Origin of the sequence: Novipirellula artificiosorum (genome assembly GCF_007860135.1) — a bacterium.
Taxonomy (GTDB): Bacteria; Planctomycetota; Planctomycetia; order Pirellulales; family Pirellulaceae; genus Novipirellula_A; species Novipirellula_A artificiosorum.
Window position 1 is genome coordinate 17,710 of record NZ_SJPV01000025.1, and the last position, 19,768, is coordinate 37,477.

Annotated in this window: 1 protein-coding gene (cut by a window edge); it reads left to right on the forward strand. The window is 58.6% G+C overall.

Annotated features, from left to right (window positions below):
- Window positions 1–19,768, forward strand: the 5' portion of a protein-coding gene (locus tag Poly41_RS31995; protein ID WP_146531447.1) for a CARDB domain-containing protein. The gene runs 9,146 nt beyond the window's last position; only the first 19,768 of its 28,914 coding nucleotides appear in the window; its start codon is at window positions 1–3; the stop codon falls past the right edge of the window.

A 19,768-nucleotide genomic window follows, 5' to 3' on the forward strand; every position in this document is an offset into this window, starting at 1 on the left:
GTGAAAAAGACAGATCGAACCGGCAAGAAATCATCGGCCAGAAGACGGCGTCCTCGCCGAGATCGCTTGACCATGGAGCGGCTGGAAGACCGCCGGATGCTGGCTCAATTGGTTTGGGACGGTGGCGGAGATGGGACTTCGTGGTCCGATCCATTGAACTGGGATTTGAACCAACCACCCGGCGCGACCGACGAGGTCACGATCAACCAGACCGATGGAACACCGGTGCGTCTGACGTCCTCAGCGACGGTCCAGTCGCTGACGCTCGGCAGCATAGGTAATCCGACGCAACTGCGCATGGAGGGGGTCGACTTCTCCGCGTCGACGCTGATGATCGGTATCAACTCCACCCTGCTCGTCGATGGATCAAGCACGATTGCGGGCAATATCGAGAACAACGGTGTCTTCGAAGCGATCCACCACATCGTGGATGGTCCGAGCGCGCAATCGACCGTTGCGCTGACGGGAACGTTTCTCAACACTTACAACGGTCTGCTCCGATTGCTGCCTAGCAGCAGCAGTCCCAGCTACGCCGCCTCGGAGGCAACCCTGACTGTCGATTTCCAGAGCGGCCTAACAAACGACGGGGCCATGGAGTTGAGCGAAGGCTCTAGCGATGACGATGACATGGGCAGCACCGTCCTGAAGGTGAGTGGCGGCGTTCTCGCCAACAACGGATTCATTTCCTCAATCATCGGTGACGGAAGTGGCGAGATCGGTACGCGAACGATCATTGGAACAGTCGAGAACTACGCGAACCTAGAAGTTCATCGCAGCTTGACAATGGCGGGTGGACCCGTCAGCAATTTTGGCTCGTTTGACGTGCAGTCGGAGCGATTGGAGATCACTCAGCAGCTAACCAACTTCAGCAATCATGTGCTATCGGATGGTTACTATTCCTTGGCTGGCGAACTGGCGTTTCCCAACGATGGAATCGAGACCAATCAAGCCTCAATCGATTTCTACGGAGCCGGAAGCTCCGTCGTCAACCTTATCGGAGAGAGCTCGCTTGCCACGCTGCAATCGAACGAGGGAGGGCTTTCTCTCTACGCGGGCAAAACGCTGTCGCTGCCCGATCCGTTTATCAATCGTGGCTACATATACATTGGTGATGGCAGCTCGCTGGTGACCACGGGTGACTATCGCCAAAGCGACTTCTTCTACAACGGCACCACGGGAATTGAGTCGGGAGGTACGCTGGCTACTGGCGGCGCCGTTCAGATTGAGGCTGGGGAACTGTATGGAAACGGAACGATCCTCGGCGATCTGGTGAGCAGCGGCTATCTGTATATCTTCGAGGGCGAGCTGACGGTTCAGGGCGACTTTACGACAAGCGGCACTGTTTCGATTTTTCTCGATGACCCTGTTCCCAGTGTCGATGACGGAAAATTGGTTGTTACAGGGACTGCCAACCTGGGCGGCCGAATCGAAGTCGATCCAGAGGAACGTCCAAAGCCCGGCGCCGTTTTCGAGGCGATCACTTACTCCAGCCTAGCTGGTTTCGATGCTGAATTCGACTTTGACTATGGATTCGCTCGCTATTTCACATCCGAGGTCAGTTCGACATCGCTCTCCTTCCTCAGCAAGATGCCAAGCGTTCGCGTCGAACCGGTCGACGGTTTGATCACCACCGAGGAAGGAGGAGCCGCGAGATTTAAGGTTCAATTAGAAGACCTCCCGACCGCGCCCGTGACGGTTGGTTTTTCCACCAGCGACGACACCGAAGGTGCCGTGTCGTCTTCGATGTTGACCTTCACCGCCGCTGATTGGAATGTGCCACAGTACATCACGGTAACCGGCTTGAACGACCCGGAGGACGATGGCGACGTCATCTACACGATCATCAGTTCGTCCACGGCGAGTGCCGACCCCGACTTCGACGCTCGCCCCGTCGCCGACGTGACGCTCACCAATCGTGATGACGAAGGAGTCGATTTTGAACTCGGTGCTCCGTCGAGTGAGTTCACGACCGAGGCGGGTGGGCAGACCGAGTGGACGGTCGCATTGAACCGTCAACCGACTGCTGACGTCACGCTGTTCGTTCGGTCGAGCAACGTTCGCGAAGGGACTGTGTCCGCCGAATCACTCGTCTTCACACAGGCGAACTGGAATCTGCCGCGGAGCGTGACGATCACAGGCCAGGACGACCCGGTCGACGACGGCGACACCGAGTATTCGATCGCGGTGGGTCTGCTCGATACAGATGACCCTCTCTTTCAAAACGTCACCCCGCGTCACGTCTACCTGACCAACCAAGACGACGACACGGCCGACTTCGTTTGGGATGGAGGGGGCGACGAAGTCAACTGGACCGATCCATTGAACTGGACTGGGGATCAAGTCCCGGGGTTCGGAGCCAACGTGTTGATCCCGAACGTGCCGGGCGACGGCCTCATTCAGGTTCTCTACGGCACAGTCAACATCGCCTCCCTGTACAGCGAAGAACGGCTGTATTTGAATTCCTCGGACTTTCATGTCAGTGAAAGTGCGGTCGCGGCAAACGGCCTCGACTTCGAAAGTGGAACGATCGGCGGTGCCTGGACGACGTTTGGGGACTCTTACTGGAGTGACGGCACCCTCGATGTCGACGCGTCCTGGAATAACCTGGGCAACCTGGATATCGGGGGTTTTGCGACGCTGTACCTGTTCGGCATGCTCAGCAATTCGGGCATTATTTCGTTCGGATCCTCTTCCAACATCTACACGCAGAATCCGTCCAATTCGACTCAAGCTGGCACATTGAACAACCTTGCGGGCGGCGTGGTCGAATCTCGCGGCGGAACCATCCAGCCTTGGTACGTCAGCGGCAACTTTGGGACGATCAACAATGAGGGGACGTGGCGAAAGACCACTGCCGATGGAACGACGATCCGCACACCCTTCAATATGAAGGCGGGGACGATCGATGCGCAAGAGGGCACGTTGACCTTGAGTGCCGGCGTCGACAATACGGGCGGGACGTTTCTCTCGGATCCCGACGCGACGATTCAGTATTCGCAGTATGTACAAAGCGGGGTTTTCAGCGGGGTTTATAACGGCACTGGTACGGTGCAGTTCTCCTCCGGGACCATCGACGGGAACAACGTTGAGCTCCGCATGACGGGCGAGGCGAACGTCAGCGGCGGCGCGCTGACGGGCACATGGAACAACTACGACAATTTCGAACTGTCTGAGGGCAACGTCGCGGGTGTGTTCACGAATCTTGGCGACATGACATGGTCGGGTGGCTACGTTTCGACCAGCGGCCAGTTGATCAATCAGGCAGCGATCACGATCGGCGGCCCCTATTATCAGTTTCTTAGCGGGCAGCTCGATAACTTCGGAACGATCGTCGTCGAACCAACGGCCAATTTGATCACGCAGAATCCGTCCAATTCGACTCAAGCTGGCACATTGAACAACCTTGCGGGCGGCGTGGTCGAATCTCGCGGCGGAACCATCCAGCCTTGGTACGTCAGCGGCAACTTTGGGACGATCAACAATGAGGGGACGTGGCGAAAGACCACCGCCGATACGACGACGATCATGACTCCGATTGTGGTTGCCCCCAGCGGGACGTTGCAGGTTGACGAGGGATTACTCAACCTAACGAGAGACTTTGCAAACTTCGCCAACCAGACGCTGACCGGCGGCAGCTACATCGTTCGCGGTGAACTTCGTTTTGTCGGAGCGGACATCGTTACCAACGCGGCGGCGATCGAACTGATCGGATCGGATGCGATGATTCGAAGTGACAGCATGACCAATGCACTCGCCTCGATTGCAACCAACCAAGCCGGTGCAGCCCTGCGAATCAGCGATGGTGCAAACCTCACAACGCCAAGCTCGTTTGCCAACGCGGGTGAGGTGTATGTGGGTGGCGGGAGCACGCTGACCATTCAAGGCGTTTACAACCAGACGACCGGCACAACCTCCACCGGTCTCAATGGGAGTGCTGGGACCGTCGATCCGAGTGGCGACTTCTTTGTCGGATCGGGCGTGCTGTCCGGTGCGGGCTTTGTTGAAGCGAACGTGGTCAATACGGCGGGGGTGATCAGTCCCGGCATCAATGGACCCGCTCTGCTGAGCATCGTGGGTGACTTGACCCAGGGAACTGACGCCACGATCGAGGTGGACATCGCAGGGAGCCAAGCCTTTTCCCAGTATGACGTATTGGCAGTCGCTGGAGAGGCTACTTTGGACGGCACCCTTGCTGTCGCCATTGCCGGTACTTTCCTGCCGCTGCGCGACGACTTCTTTGATGTCCTTGTCTACGACAGTCTGGCGGGGGATTTTTCCGCCATCACCGGCTTAGTGATCGATGCGAATCGGGCACTCGTGCCAAGCCGTACCGCGACAACCTACACCTTGTCCAGCGTAGTAGCCGGCATTCGCGTCGAGCCAGCGGTTGGATTGCAAACGACCGAGGGCGGCGGAACGGCAGCCTTCACCGTCGTCCTGGAAGATCAACCTTCGGCCCCGGTCACGATCGCGCTCGTTTCAGACAACCTGAATGAGGGAACGATCGACAAGACCGAGTTGATTTTCACATCCGCCAACTGGGATCAACCTCAGAGCGTCACGATCACCGGCCAAGACGACTTTGTGGAAGATGGCAACGTTGCCTATTCGGTCGTGACGTCTGCGGCCGTCAGCACCGATCCCCTGTTCCATGGGCTGAATCCGTCCGATGTGCTGGTGGTCAACATCGACAACGACGTTGCCGGATTCACTCTCGGCGCGCCAACGTCACTGCAAACGACGGAAGCGGGTGGAAGTAGCGAGTTCACGATCGTGCTCGACACCGAGCCATCGGCAAGCGTCGAACTGCAGATCGTCTCAGGCACCCCCAGCGAAGGCTCACCCAACGTCGGCAAGGTGACGTTCACGGTCGACAACTGGAATCTGCCACAGACCGTCGAATTCACAGGACAGAACGACAACCTTGACGACGGCGACGTGCTCTACACCGTGACGGTGTCGGTCAAGACCACGACCGATTCCAAGTACTCGGTACTGCCGGCGAAGTCCTTTGATCTCACTAATCTGGACGACGATTCGGCCGGCGTGACGATTGTTTCACCGGCGCAATTGATCACCGCCGAAGCCGGCGGCCAGGCAACGTTCACCCTTGCTCTGTCAAGTGAACCGGTGGCACCCGTTGAAATCTCATTCGTTTCCACAAAGTCGCTCGAGGCGACGCTTGACTCCAGTTCCTACACGTTCTCTCCTTCGACATGGAATCAACCCTTCACCGTTACGGCGACCGGTTTGGATGACTTGCTCGATGACGGCGATGTTCCCTTCCAGGTGGCTTTCAGTCCCACGGTTAGCACGGATCCGCTGTACAACGGACTCAATCTGCTTTCAATCGACGGTCTGAATTTGGGAACCGACACCTTCGAGTTGTCGGTGACTGAGATCACCGTGCCAACATCGGTGGTGTTGCTCGACCCACCTCAGATCGCGGTAGATTGGACGGTCGCGAATTTCGCGCCGATCGATTTGCCGGCGACGATTGCTTGGATCGACCAGATCGTATTGAGCGTCGATGACGTGCTGGGTAATGGCGATGACGTGGTGGTTGCCTCAGTTCCACACAACACCGGATTGCCGGCGGGCCAGTCCTATGCCAAACAGGAATGGGTCACGCTTCCCAATGGGCTTTCTGGACCAGCCCATTTCTACGTCCGCGTTGACTCCGGAGATTCGGTTCCCGAACTGGACGACGTTGTCAACAACGTCTCGGTGCTGCGCGCGACGAATCTGATACTCGATCGACCTGACTTGATCGTCGAACTGGTCACGCCAAATGCGAGCGCCTTCAGTGGAGAAAACGTTACGGTTTCCTGGCGTGTGGCGAACGTAGGCCAGGGCGTCGCAGTGGCCAACTGGGTCGACAATGTCTATCTGTCGAGCGACCAAAGTTTGGATGCCACCGATCATTTCTTGGGGAGCGCTACCCGATCGACCGATCTGGCCAGCGGAGCAACGTACACCACACAACCATCGTTCACGCTGCCCGCCGAACTGGCCGGCGAGTTCTACCTGCTGATCGATACAGATGGTGGCGGTATCGTCAGCGAGTCGGACGAGGCGAACAACGTTACCGCGTCGACAACCACACTGACGGTGTCGCTTGCACCGGTGCCCGACCTCGTGGTCACACAGGTCATTGCTGACAAGACCGATGTTCAGCCCGGACAGACGCTGGAAGTGCAATGGACTGTCAGGAATCAGGGCACGGTCGGCCTCGCATCGCCGTGGTCGGATCATGTCTACCTGTCAACGGATGGAACGCTGGGAAATGCCACGCTGTTGGCGACGATTCCGCGCAGTGAAACTCTGGGAATCAACCAGACGATCGACGTCATGACAACGATTATGATGCCGATCATCGCCGATGGTACCTACCAGCTATTGGTCGTGACGGATGGGAACAACGAGGTCTTTGAACGCGGCGGCGAGTCCAACAACATCAAGTCGGCCGGTTCGCCAATCAATGTCGTCCATGCCGACTTGGTTCCTTTGTTGACCAATGCACCGGCCGCCATGCAGTCGGGTGACTCAACGCTCATCCAGTGGAGCACACGAAACGAAGGGTCGGGAGCCACGTTGGCAGCCTTCGATGATGAACTCTACCTGTCCCAAGACACGACGCTTGACGCCTCTGACCTGCAACTGGGCAGCGTGACGCGCGCGACATCGCTCGCCGCCGGCGGAAACGTCACGCACGGCGTGACCGCGGAGATACCGCTGGCTCTATCGGGTGCCTGGTATTTTCTGGTCGTCGCCGACGCCGGAAATGCGATTGCCGAGGCCGGTTTTGAAAACAACAACATCGTGGCGCAGCCGGTCGCGATTTCATTGGCGCCCTACGCCGATCTGGTCGTGACCTCGGTCACAGCGCCGACTCTTGTCATCGGCGATCCAGCACAAGCTGAAATTGGGTGGACGGTGCGAAATGATGGGACCGGCGTTGGAGCATCGAGTCGCTGGACTGACCGGATCGTATTGTCGACCGACGCGATTGCTGGCAACAGCGATGACGTCGTTGTGGGTGAATTCGTTCGTGACGCGAGCCTTGATCTTGGAAGTAGCTACTCACGACAAGTGTTGATCGATCTGCCGACGGGACTGCAAAATCGATTCCACGTTTTCGTCACGACCGATGCGGAAATGGTCGTCTTTGAGAACTCCAACGAAAGCAACAACACGGCCGAAGCAAGTCAGACTCTCGACATCAGCCCAACGGAGTTTTCCGATCTCGTCGTCGATAGCGTGTCCGCTGCTGGCGCGGCAAGCGGTCAGCCATTGACAGTGACCTGGACCGTGAAGAACGTTGGAATTGCGACGACCAACACGAGCCAGTGGGAAGATCTGATCTACTTGGCGCGGGATGCCGCCGGCACCGATCTGATTCCCAGTGGCACGTTTGACTCGATCTTCGGCGAGTTCGATCACGTGGGCAGCTTGGCGGTCGGGAACAGTTACACGCGATCGGCCGATGTGATCCTGCCCGATGGACTGAGCGGCGACGTGTATGTGATCGTCCATTCCGCGCCGGACGATCCCTATGAGTTCTTGTACAAAGGCAACAATCGCACGATCTCCGGCGCGATCAACGTCTCGCTTTCTCCGTCAGCTGATCTGCGAATGGCATCGATCGGCGCACCGCCGGAATTCAATTCCGGGGGAACGATTGCCGTGACCTGGACGGTGCGAAATGACGGTGCTGGCGACGCGGTGGCTCCCTGGATCGATCGAGTCAGCCTACGCAAAGCGGGGGATCCCAATGCGATCCCAATCACCCTGGGAAGCTACACCTACTCGCTGCCGATTCAGTCCGGCAAGACCTATCTGCGAGCCGAGCAGGTCAAGTTACCTAACGATCTGCAGGGGCTGTACGAGTTGTCGGTGCAAACGAACGTGACGGGCTCGCTGTATGAACAGGGTGCGACGGCCAACAATCAACTTTCTCAGACAATCCTGCTGACCTTGCCCGCGCGTGCGGATCTTCAAGTCCAAGCAATCGTCGCACCGTCGACGGTCTCTGCCGGTGGGACCGCACAATTTGCGTTCACGATCATCAACCAGGGAACGGTCTCGACGAAGGGCGGGTGGCAGGACCGCGTCTATCTTTCCCTCGACAATCTCGTCAGTCCTGATGATGTCGTCGTGGCCACCGTGCCCAACCAGGCCTCGCTCGGACCTGGAGAGCAGTACCAAACGCAGGTCGATAGTATTTTGGTGCCGCGTCGGTTCCGTGGCGACGTTTACGTGCTGATCGAGACCGACACAGGCAACACAATCCAGGAGTTTCCACAGGAAACCAACAACGTCAAGGCTCAATTGCTGAGCGTCGATGCGTTGCCGCCATCTGATCTGGTGACGTCCAACATCGTCTCGCCTGCCCAGGTCTATGACGGCAGTCAGATTGAGGTCCGCTACACCGTCACGAACCTTGGCGTCGGGGAAACCGATGTCGACGGTTGGACCGATACCGTTTGGCTGACGAGGGACAAAGATCGTCCCAACGTTTGTTCCGGCGATATGGCGTTGGGTCGTTTCCAACATTCCGGTTCGTTGGCGATCAACGAGTCGTACGACGAGATCGTGACGGTGACGATTCCCGAAGGTGGAACCCTAGGGCAATGTCGCGCTGATGATCCTCCTATTCCGATTCCCGGCGAGTGGTTTGTCACGGTCTGGTCCGATGCCTATGACGTGGTCACCGAAGACACGTTCGACATCAATATCAATCCCGACGATCCCAACGAGCTGGACAACAACAATTACAAGGCGCGGCCGATCTCGGTTTTGTTGTCGCCTCCGCCCGACTTGGTCGTGACCAATGTGGTCGCCCCCACCCAGGCCACCGGCGGCGATTCGATCACTGTTTCATGGACCGTGGAGAACCAGGGGGCCAAACCCACCAAGAGCGATTCCTGGACGGATCGAATCTACCTCTCAAGCCACGCCGCTCTGGATGATCCCGACGCGAAGTCCTGGGATCTTGGCTCGGTCGAACGCAGTGGGGCCTTGGACGACGGCAGCAGCTACTCGGCGGAAAGAACCTTTGTGTTATCACCCGAAGCGGCTGGCCAGTATGTGATCGTGGTCACGGATGTGAATGACAAGGCCTGGGAGGGGCCGTTTGAGGACAATAACGCGAACTCCGTCGACACCGACATCAACCCGCTCGCCGCCGCGGATCTTCGCGTGACGTCGGTGGCATTGCCAACCGATAGCGATTCGGGACAGGCGGTCGATGTTACCTGGACGGTTGAGAATTTTGGAGCGGATGTCTGGTCGGGCACCCGATTTTGGAACGACTACATATACCTGTCAACGTCTTCGCAGTTCGAACTTTCGCGTGCGACACTGTTGAAAAAAGTCCTTCACAACAACGACACGACGCTTGGCGCTGGCGAGTCCTATTCGACAACAGCTGAGATCGTGCTGCCGCGCGGCGCCGATCGCGAGTACTTCGTTCATGTCTGGACCGACCCGTCGCCGATTCCCGATGGTGGTCCGTTTGAGCCAACGGTTCCGTCAGCCGGACACAACGACGGCAACGTGCAATTCTATCTCCAAAAGGGAGCCGTCTACGAGGGCGGACAACTCCGACCCAACGAATTGAATAATCTTGGCTCCAGTTCCCTCGTAGTGCATTACGCAGAACCCGACTTGGTGGTGACGGATCTGATTCTTCCACCGCCGACTCCGCTGTCGGGGCAGAGCATTTCGCTCAGCTGGACCGTGACGAATCTCGGTAATGCTACAACTTATGCAAATCGGGCGGATTCAAGCAAAGCGGAGATGGCATGGTGGGATCGCGTTTATCTCTCCAAAGACCCTTCGCTCGATAGCACCGATGTGCTGCTAGGCGAGGCCACCCGTGATGAGAAAACGCCGTTGGGGATCGGCCAGTCCTACACGTTGACAACGGACGTCGAGCTTCCCCAGGGCGTGTTCGGTGACTTCTATGTCTTGGTGCTCAGCGACTCCAACATTGTCAATCGGTTCCCGATACCCGACGGCTTCTTGTTGGGCATTGAACGCGAGTTTTCACAACCGGCGGATTGTTGGGGCGCGAGTGGCAACTCAATCGTAACCTGCGATGCATTGTTCGGGACGATGGCGCGAGTACAGGAATTCGGAGACGAAGGCAACAACCTGATCGCGATGCCAATGACCGTCGGATTGGCTGATCCACCCGATTTGCAAGTCACCTCCCTGACGATTCCCGAGCGTGCCAAGCAGGGACAATTCTTTGAACTGACCTACACCGTTTCCAATGTCGGCACTGGCCCCATCCCGCTAGAGCAAGTGAGCTGGGATGATCTCTTCTATCTGTCTCGCGATCCGTTTCTCGATCTCAATGCGGACCGGTACCTCGGCATGCGGGAGACCGCTGTCTCGATCTCTGCGGTCGGCGAAAGCTACACCATCACGCAATCGGTCAAATTGCCGAAGAATCTGGATGGACCGTACTACGTGTTCGTGGTCACAGACCCCGTTCGCGATTCTTCGAGTCCTCGCGGCAAGGTGTTCGAGTATCTGAACGAGAACAACAACTCGACGACCGTTTCACCGCCGCTGATCATCGAAACGCCCCCACCGACGGACCTGCAGGTTCAGACGATTACCGTGCCCGCGTCAGGTCAATCGGGTGAACCGGTGCACTTGGAATGGACGGTTGTCAATGCAGATCCAAGTGTCGTCGCGCAGGGGCGATGGGTCGATGCGGCCTATCTCTCGGACGATGCCATTTGGGATATCGGCGACAAGCTGATTGGGCGAGTCGACGTCGACCAGCAGGCAGCGGGACTTGCTGCCGGCGCAACCTACACCGCGACGCTTGACACCACGCTGCCTCCGGTCAAGCCGGGCGATTATCGCGTGATCGTCCGCACCGACGTGCTCGACGACATCTTCGAGGCACAGAACGAAGCGAACAATCGCACGGCATCTGCCGACGCGATCAGTATGACCGTCGACGCACTGCAGCTCGGCGTCGAATTGGAAACGACACTCAGCACCGGACAGTCGAGACTGTACCAGGTCAGCGTGGGGCCTGGCGAAAGCCTGCGTGTGTCGATTCAATCCGACGCCTCGGGAGCCGCGAATGAAGTCTTCCTCAGGCACGGCGATGTGCCCAACGGCATTCGATACGACGCCGCTTACGAGGGCCAAATCGGTCCCAATCAAAGTGCGATCATCGGGTCCACCCAACCGGGCGAATACTTTGTGCTGGTCCGCGGCCACACCGAACCCAATGACGATACACCGGTCACGATTCTGGCGGAGTTGTTGCCGTTCCAGATCACCGATGTGATTCCCGATGTCGGAGGTGACAGCCGCTGGGTGACCACGACGATTCTGGGCGCGAAGATCGGCTCCACCGCGATCCCGAAATTGGTGCGTCCCCAGTTCGGCGAGTTCGAAGCGGTCAACTACCAGGTCATCGACAGCACCAAAATCATTGCCACGTTTGATCTGCGTGACGCACCACATGGACTGTACGACGTCAAGGTGATCAATCCGGACGGCGCCGAAGCGGTGTTGCCCTATCGTTACCTTGTGCAACGGGCGATCGAGCCGGATGTCAGCATCGGCATGGGCGGACCTCGTGTCTTGGCCCCCGGTGATGTCGGAACCTATGGCGTCTCGGTTCGCAACATCACGAACGTCGACGCGCCGTACGTGCACTTCGAGTTCGGCATACCGGAATTGGGCGCGAACCCGGAAGTCTTCAACTTCCAATATGTCACCTTCGCGTCGAATCTGCGCGGTGAACCCACTGCGGACCAGCTCGATTCGGTTCCCTGGGCCAGCCTTGATTCAGCTGTCAACTCAAACGGTATGAATCTAGCGCCCGGGTACGCGTTGGATCTTCCGACCCAGCGGTTCGCCGGTCTGACGTTCAACGCGCACACGTATCCCGGGTTGAGTGAGTTGGAGGATCGTAACTTCGCGGCGCTACGGGAGCGGATCGACAGGGACTATCCCAAATACGCGGGATACTTGGACAACGGCCCCGAAGGTCTTGACGACATCTCCCCTGGCCTATTCGAGATCTACCAGAAAGAGGGAAGTGTTCTCGACCCGGACATGTGCGATAACATTGCCTTCACCTTCCAGATCACCGCGGCTGCAACTGCCATCACACGCGATGAATTCGTCGCCCAGCAGACCGATCATGCGCTGCGACTGCGGACCGCGATTCTGTTGGATTCGGCCGCGTCGATTCCACTTCGCAACCTGGCGTCCGACGCAAACAGTTGGGTCGCCAGCTATCTCGGGGCATTGGAGGAAGCGCGGGTCCTGCGTGGCCAAGATGATGCGCCCGCCATCCGCGAAACGCCCCAGGTCATCAGCCTGCTTGCGACGTTGACGACAGGCGTCCTTGCCGGACCGGCCGGAGGGGAGATCATCACCGGCGGAAGCCTTGTCGACTTCTTCTCCCAAGTGCGGCAGTGGTACGGACACGATGCCGACCAAATCAGCGCCGGCAATGCCACGCGAGACGACTTTGATCTGGGGCTTGGCCAGCCAACTCACTTTGAGTCGTTCAACATCTACGTCCCCTTTGCAACGTGTCGTGTTGACGTCCCGGGCAGCGTTGACGTTCCGGTACCGGATTCTTCACGATTGTTCGCCGGCGAGGGAGTGACATCGCCGGCCGCTCGCGTGGCGGGTCCGTTTGGATTCGGAACCAAGCAGTTCATTCCGATCGATTCCAGTCTTCCCTACGCGATCGAATTTCAAAACCCTTCGTCATCCGAAGCGACCACCGCAGAAGTAAAGGTTGCCACGCAACTCGACAGCGATCTGGATGTTCGGTCCTTCCGACTCGGCGACATTCGCTTGGGTGATATCCAGGTCCACATTCCAAACGGCCGGAGCACGTTCGATGGTGACTTTGACTTTATCGAAACCAAGGGATTCATCCTGCACGTCAGCGCGGGGATCGATGTTGCCACCGGAATCGCCTCCTGGTCGATGCAGGCGATCGATCCCAACACCGGCGAGCTTGTCCAGGATGCCGAACTCGGACTGTTGCCTCCCAATAACGCGTTGGGCGCGGGGGCCGGTTCGGTCGGCTATAGCGTGAAAGCAAAGTCCGACGCAAGCACCGGAACAAACATCGACATGACGGCGCGGGCGCTGCTGAACAACATGCCGCCGCTCGACACCGTGGCAGTGAAGCACACCGTCGATGCAGTCGCCCCGAGCACGACATTGTCCAAGGTTCCGTTAGGCGCCACCGGCAGCGACTTCCTGGTCTCATGGAACGCCACCGACGACTCGACCGGTTCGGGCGTCAAGCACGTGACCGTTTACGTCGCCCAAAATGGTGGCGATTTCAAAATCTGGAATCAACAAACAACCGAAAGCTCGGCGATCTATTCTGGTATCGCCGGCAGCACGTACGAATTCCTGGCACTGGCAACGGACAACGCCGGCAACCGCGAACTGGCACCGCTGGGAACCACCGCGCCAGATGACGGCAGTGGCGTGAACCTGGGTGACTTCAGTAGCGATTCCAGCTCGACGAGCAACTTGCTTGCGCCGGCCCCCGAGCCGAGTGCGGCACCGTCGACCAATCCGCTGTTCGTTGCCGCGCAGTTGGAGATCCCTTCAGAGTCCTCGACGATTCGACCCACCGAATTCGATACAGTGCTGAGTCCGTTTTATGCGACTTCGTTTGCAACGGATTTTCAAGAAAGTCATGCGGCCATCGGCCCGATGGGGATTGCCTTGGCGGATGACGGCAGCGTTTATGCGACCGGTGGCCCGGGACGTAATCAACTGTTCCTATTTTCGCGCGAAGGGGGCATTGCCGACTCGCCGATCGCGGAACTCTCGCATCCGCTGTTCGATATCGAACTCTCCAGCGACGGGACACTCTGGGCGGCGACCGGTGGTGGCCCGCTGTTACAGATCGATCCAAACAACGGTGCGATTCTTGGACAGTATGGCACTGGGATCACACAGTCGCTGGCGATTGACTCGGTCAGCGGAAAAATCTATGTCTCGTCGGGGCGCGGGGTGGAGCTGTTTGACCCTAGCACCGAAAAGTTCACGCTGCTGAGCAAATTTCGTGTCGGAAACCTAGCGATTCGCCCGGGTGGAGAGTTGTGGGGTGTCGCCTGGCCGAGTCGCGATGCAGTCGTCCGCTTCGATGCTCGTGGGAAAGCCGAAGCGATGCTTGACTTTGCTACCCCGATCGACAGCATCACTTTTGGTGTCCCGGGAACTCAGCTGAGCGATCTGCTGTTCGTGACGCACAATCGTGGCGAACGAATCGATGATGGCAGCGAGTTGACGATGGTCGACCTCGTCACGCTGCAACGGGTCGCGGTTGCCAACGGCGGCACGCGTGGCGACATCGTTCAAACGACCGACGACGGACGCTTGTTGATCAGCCAGTCCAACCAAATCGATGTGTTCTCACCCTCGATTGCGCCGAGAGTTTCGCAGACCAGCCCGCCGGCCGACGGCATCGTCGCGCTGCCTCGTCGAGATATCTTTGTCACCTTCGATCAGCCGATGTATGTCGGGGTGGCAACCGAAATCGATTCGGTTTTGAATTCGTCTCATTATGCGCTCGTGGACGGCAACGGAAACAGCGTTGCGCCCCAGTTGGTCAACTACGATCCGCTGACACAAACGACGGCGTTGACGTTTGATGCGTTCTCACCCGATACCTACACCTTCACCGTCGATGCCGCGATCAAAAGCGAATTGGGTACGCTGTTGGCCGCCCCCTTCAGCATGCAGTTCTTGGCGATCTCTGATTTCTCCGACTTCGTTGACATCGAGTTCAGCAATGCTCGGTCGCATCGCACCGACGGAACCGTTTCGTACGACGTTACCATCACCAACACGTCGGCGAACGATCTTGCATTGCCGCTGATGTTGGTCCTGGATCCAGGCCACGGCTTCGACGGCACCCCGCTTGAGGCGACACGGCAGAGCGAAGAACAGATTTGGCTGGTCGATTTGAGCAACAGCCTGACCGATGGCGTGCTGAAGTCGAATGAATCGACGACCGCGCGAACCGTGACGATTCTGAACCCGGATGACCAACAGGTCGTTGTCGATCACGGCGTCTTTACACTTCCCACCGACAATCTGGCGCCAGTCTTCACCTCCGAGCCAATTCTGACGGCGACCGTCGGCTCGCTCTATACCTACCAGGCAGTCGCCGACGATCCGGATGGCAGCAGCGTCAGCTATCTGTTGTACGACGGACCCTCCGGGATGACGATCGATCCAGGTACAGGCCTGGTCAGTTGGCTACCGACCGGTTCAAACCGCGCCGACGCATCGGTCGTGATCTATGCCTACGATCCACGGGGTGGCTTCGCGATCCAACCCTACACGGTCGAGCTCGAGGGTGGCAATCATCCGCCGGAAGTACGACCGCTTCCGCAAGAGATACTGGCGACCGAAGGCGAGTTGCTGGAGGTTTCGATCGCGGTGACCGATGCTGACCGCGACAACGTTTCGATGTGGGTCGAAAATCTGCCGCCGGGAGCCGTTTTTGACAGCCGAGTCAACGTGCTGCGCTGGACACCGTCGTTCGATGCGGCAGGGACTTATAGCGAAGTCCGCTTCATCGCGACCGATGGGCTGCTACGAGATGAAACGTCGACCACGATCCGCGTGGCGCCGGCCAATCAGGCACCGACGCTGGCCGGACCCGAATCCATTTCGGTACGTGAGGGGGAAACGATTCGCATCCGGCTGAAGGGGGCCGACTCCGATGGCGACTCACTTACCTATCGCAGTCCTCTTTTGCCAGGAGGCTCAACGCTCGATCCGGCGACCGGTCTGTTCACCTGGACGCCCGCGTATTTCCAAGCAGGCGATTTTGAGATCCCTTTCTTTGTCAGTGATGGAACCGACGAGACGTTACGCACGATCACGATCACGGTCCTCAACGAAAACGCGCCGCCACAGTTCAATTCATCAGACCGCTGGCTAGTCCAGGAAGGTCAATTGCTTCGCTTCCGTACCTTTGCGTTTGACCCCGACAACCCCGGCTTTTATCCGCAGGAACGCTTGGCCGATGGGCAGCTGACGCCGCTCGATGGAGATCTTCCCAGCGTCACGTACTCGTTCGCGAATTTGCCCGCCGGGGCGACCTACGATTCCGAACTTGGCATCTTTGAGTGGATTCCCGGCGCTGACGCTGCGGGCCAGTACGCGCCCGAGTTCACCGCTACCGATGACGGCAATGGAACGGGTGTTCCAGCATCCGTAACCACGTCGGTCCCCATCACCGTTTTGAACGTCAATCATCCGCCAGAGATCACTCCGATCGACAACGTGACGCTCGATCGTGGCGCGAACCTGCTGGTCGACATCCAGGCAACCGATCCTGACGGCAATCCGATCACTTTCACGGCGATCGGACGCCCCGGATTCCCGATTCCCTCCTTCGCCAACTTGGTCGACAACGGCAACGGCACCGCTAGTTTCACTTTCGCGCCCGGATTTGGCGATCGCGGCGATTACCCGATCACCGTGACGGCGCGCGACAACGGTGATCTCGGCGGAGCCGCCGACATTCGCTTTGATGAGTTTACGTTCATCGTCACGGTGAACTCGCCCAACGAACCGCCGGTGATTTCACCGATAGGCAATCGCGTCGCCGTCGTGGGTGAACCGTTTGAGATTTTGCTCAGCGTCAGTGACTTGGACGAAGACGCGCTGACGTTTGCGGGAGCCGGGCTTCCCACCGGCGCGACTTTGTCACCGACGCCAACGTACGGCGTCGCAAAATTGTCATGGACGCCGACCGTGGCCGACGTCGGGACACACGACGTGACGTTGAGCGTTACCGATAGCGGTAACGGCAACGCGGCTGATATCTTGAGTGACCAAGAGCAAATCGTGATCACGGTACGCACGGCCAATGCCAGTCCCGTTCTGTCGGCGATCGGCCCGAAATCGGTAACCGAGACCGATGAATTGGTGTTTCAGTTGAACGCGACCGACACCGACGGTGACGACCTGTTTTACAGTGGCAAGTTCCTGCCGCTCGGCGCATCCGTTGACTCGGTGACCGGCCAGTTTCAATGGACGCCCAACATTTTCCAGAGTGGCGTCTATCCGGGTGTGGAGCTGACGGTCAGCGACGGTCATTCCAGCGTCACCGAAGCGATCACGCTGACCGTTGGCAACAACAATCAGCCACCGGTGATCGCACCGATGCCACTACTCTCAGGCCGCGAAGACGCGTTGATGGAGTTCGTGATTGCCGGATCGGACATTGACGGCGACGCCTTGGTCTATACCTCCAGCGCCTTGCCGACGGGCGCCACGCTCGGTCGTACCAGTGGACGATTTACCTGGACGCCAGGATTTGAGCAGGCAGGCGACTATGTGGTTCCGGTGACAGTCACCGATTCGACCGGCGCTGCGGACGCCTTTGATGTGCTGTTGACGATCGATAACGTGAACCGTGCGCCGGAGATCAACGTCAGTGCTCATGAAGTGGCGATTGGCGATACGCTGCGATTCACCATCGATGGCAGCGATCCGGATCTGAACAGCACCCTTGTCTACTCGGCGGTCGGCCTGCCACCAGGGGCGACAATCGATTCGGCGAGTGGGGAGATCACTTGGACGCCTGGTCCTGGCCAGCAAGGTGACTACGTCGTCGCCTATCGCGTCAGTGACGGCAGCGATTCGGACGACCGATCGGCGCTCCTCCGCGCGAGTCTGACACCGGCTGGACCCACGGTGCGCATTGAGTTGACGCCCAGTTTCCCGGTTGAGCCCGGCAAGAAGGTCTTGCTGCATCCGGTGGCTTCGAGTCTCGCCGAGATCGTCACGTTGACCATCCAAGTGAACGGACAAACGCTGCCCCTGGATGCACTGGGTCGGGCTACCTTCGTGCCGACGCAGCCAGGGAAGTTTCCCGTGGTCGCGACGGCCGTCGATGCGGACGGCCTGACGAGTACCTCGGAACTCTTCTTGAAGGTGCGCGACGCCAGTGACACCCTTGCCCCCGTCGTTGGCTTTGACACACCGACCGACGGACTGTCGATCAAGACGCCGACCGACCTGATCGGCACCGTGCAGGACAGCAACCTTGATTTCTGGCGGTTGGAGATTCGACCCCAAGCTTCCGGGCAATGGATCGAACTGGCGACGGCCGACGCAAACGTTGCCAATGCCAGCTTGACGTCGATCGATCCCGGCAACTTGTCGAACGGTTTTTACTTGCTGCGTCTGACCGCACGGGACATCGCAGGCCGCGAATCAAAGGTGTCGACGAACATCGAGATCAACAGCGCGGTCAAATCCGCGCAGTTCACTCGTAGCCAGATTGATCTGTCGGTCGTGCTCGGCAGCGAAACGTTTGAGTTCATTCGCCATTACGATTCGTTCGGGTCCAATCATCCGAGCGGGTTTGGTTTCGGTTGGCGCTGGGCCAGTCGAGAAATGCAGATCGAGACCAATGCCCCGGTTACCGGGCGAGAAAACCTCGGCGTCTTCGCACCGTACAACGCCGGCACGCGACTTTACATGACGTTGCCAACTGGTCAGCGGGCTGGGTTCACGTTTGTTCCGACCGAATTCAAACAGGCCGGCGTGACCTATTTCAGGCCGAACTGGATCGCCGATACCGGAGTCGACTTCACGCTTGCGTCGGCCGACGCGGTGCTGACTCGCGCGGGGAATCGATTCTATGACTTGAAGACCTCTCGGCCGTATCATCCTTCGGGCGATCGCTACCAAGACGAGGCCTTCACCTTGACCGCTCCGGATGGGGCGGCCTACGGCATCAACTCGGCAGGCCATGCGGTATCGCAGACCGATCCTGCCGGTACGACATTCATTCTCAGCGACTCGGCGGTGATCGCCCCCGGCGGCGACCGAATCGATATCGTACGCGGCGCTGCGGGACGGATCGCCTCGATCACCTCGACGGACGGACAAGTCGTTTATACCTACGACGCGCTCGGCAATCTGGTTTCAGCCGTCAACAGCGCGACCTTCGAGAGCGCTCGCTACGGCTACGAATCGACCGATTCAAATCGACTAACATTGCTTGCGTCGAGCCAAACAGGTGGTGAATCGATTTCGTACGGTTCCCCAGTAGCGACGCAGCCGATCAGCGGCGATCTCGGTTCGGCCTATCGATATGTGGGTGCGTCGACAGTCGGAACACATGTAGCCGGTCAAACGGAGCGATACGCCTTCACGATCCGCGATTCCGAATTGGTGTCAACCGCGTCCCAAACCGTGTTGTTGGGAGTTGAGATCAGGGCAACCGGCGGCGGATTGACTCCCGACGTGCCGATGATCGACGGCTTCACATCTGTCGCATCGCAAGTGTCGGCCGATTCCTCGTATGCGTTGTTTGCCATCGACACGGCTGGCTTGAAATTGTTGTCGATGCGCGGCACCAACGACACGACCGCTGGCGACTTCGAAGTCCGTCTTTTCATCGCGGGCGACGTTAACGAAGACGGTGTGGTCGACGGAATCGACGGTCACGCGCAAGCCGCACTCCTTGGAATCGCCAGCGGCCAAGCTGGCTACAACCCGCTGGCCGATCCGAATCGCGACGGAGTGATCAACCAGACCGACGTGCAGATCTTGGGAAGCAACTTCCTGTTCCAGACCAACCTGCCACCGCAGTTGTCGTCAGGGTCGGCCAAGACGCACACCGACCTGGAAGTCACGATTCCACTCGCCGGCATCGCCAACGACCCCGACGGAGATCCGCTCCAGTTCGAGATCACCAGCGTCGTCGGCG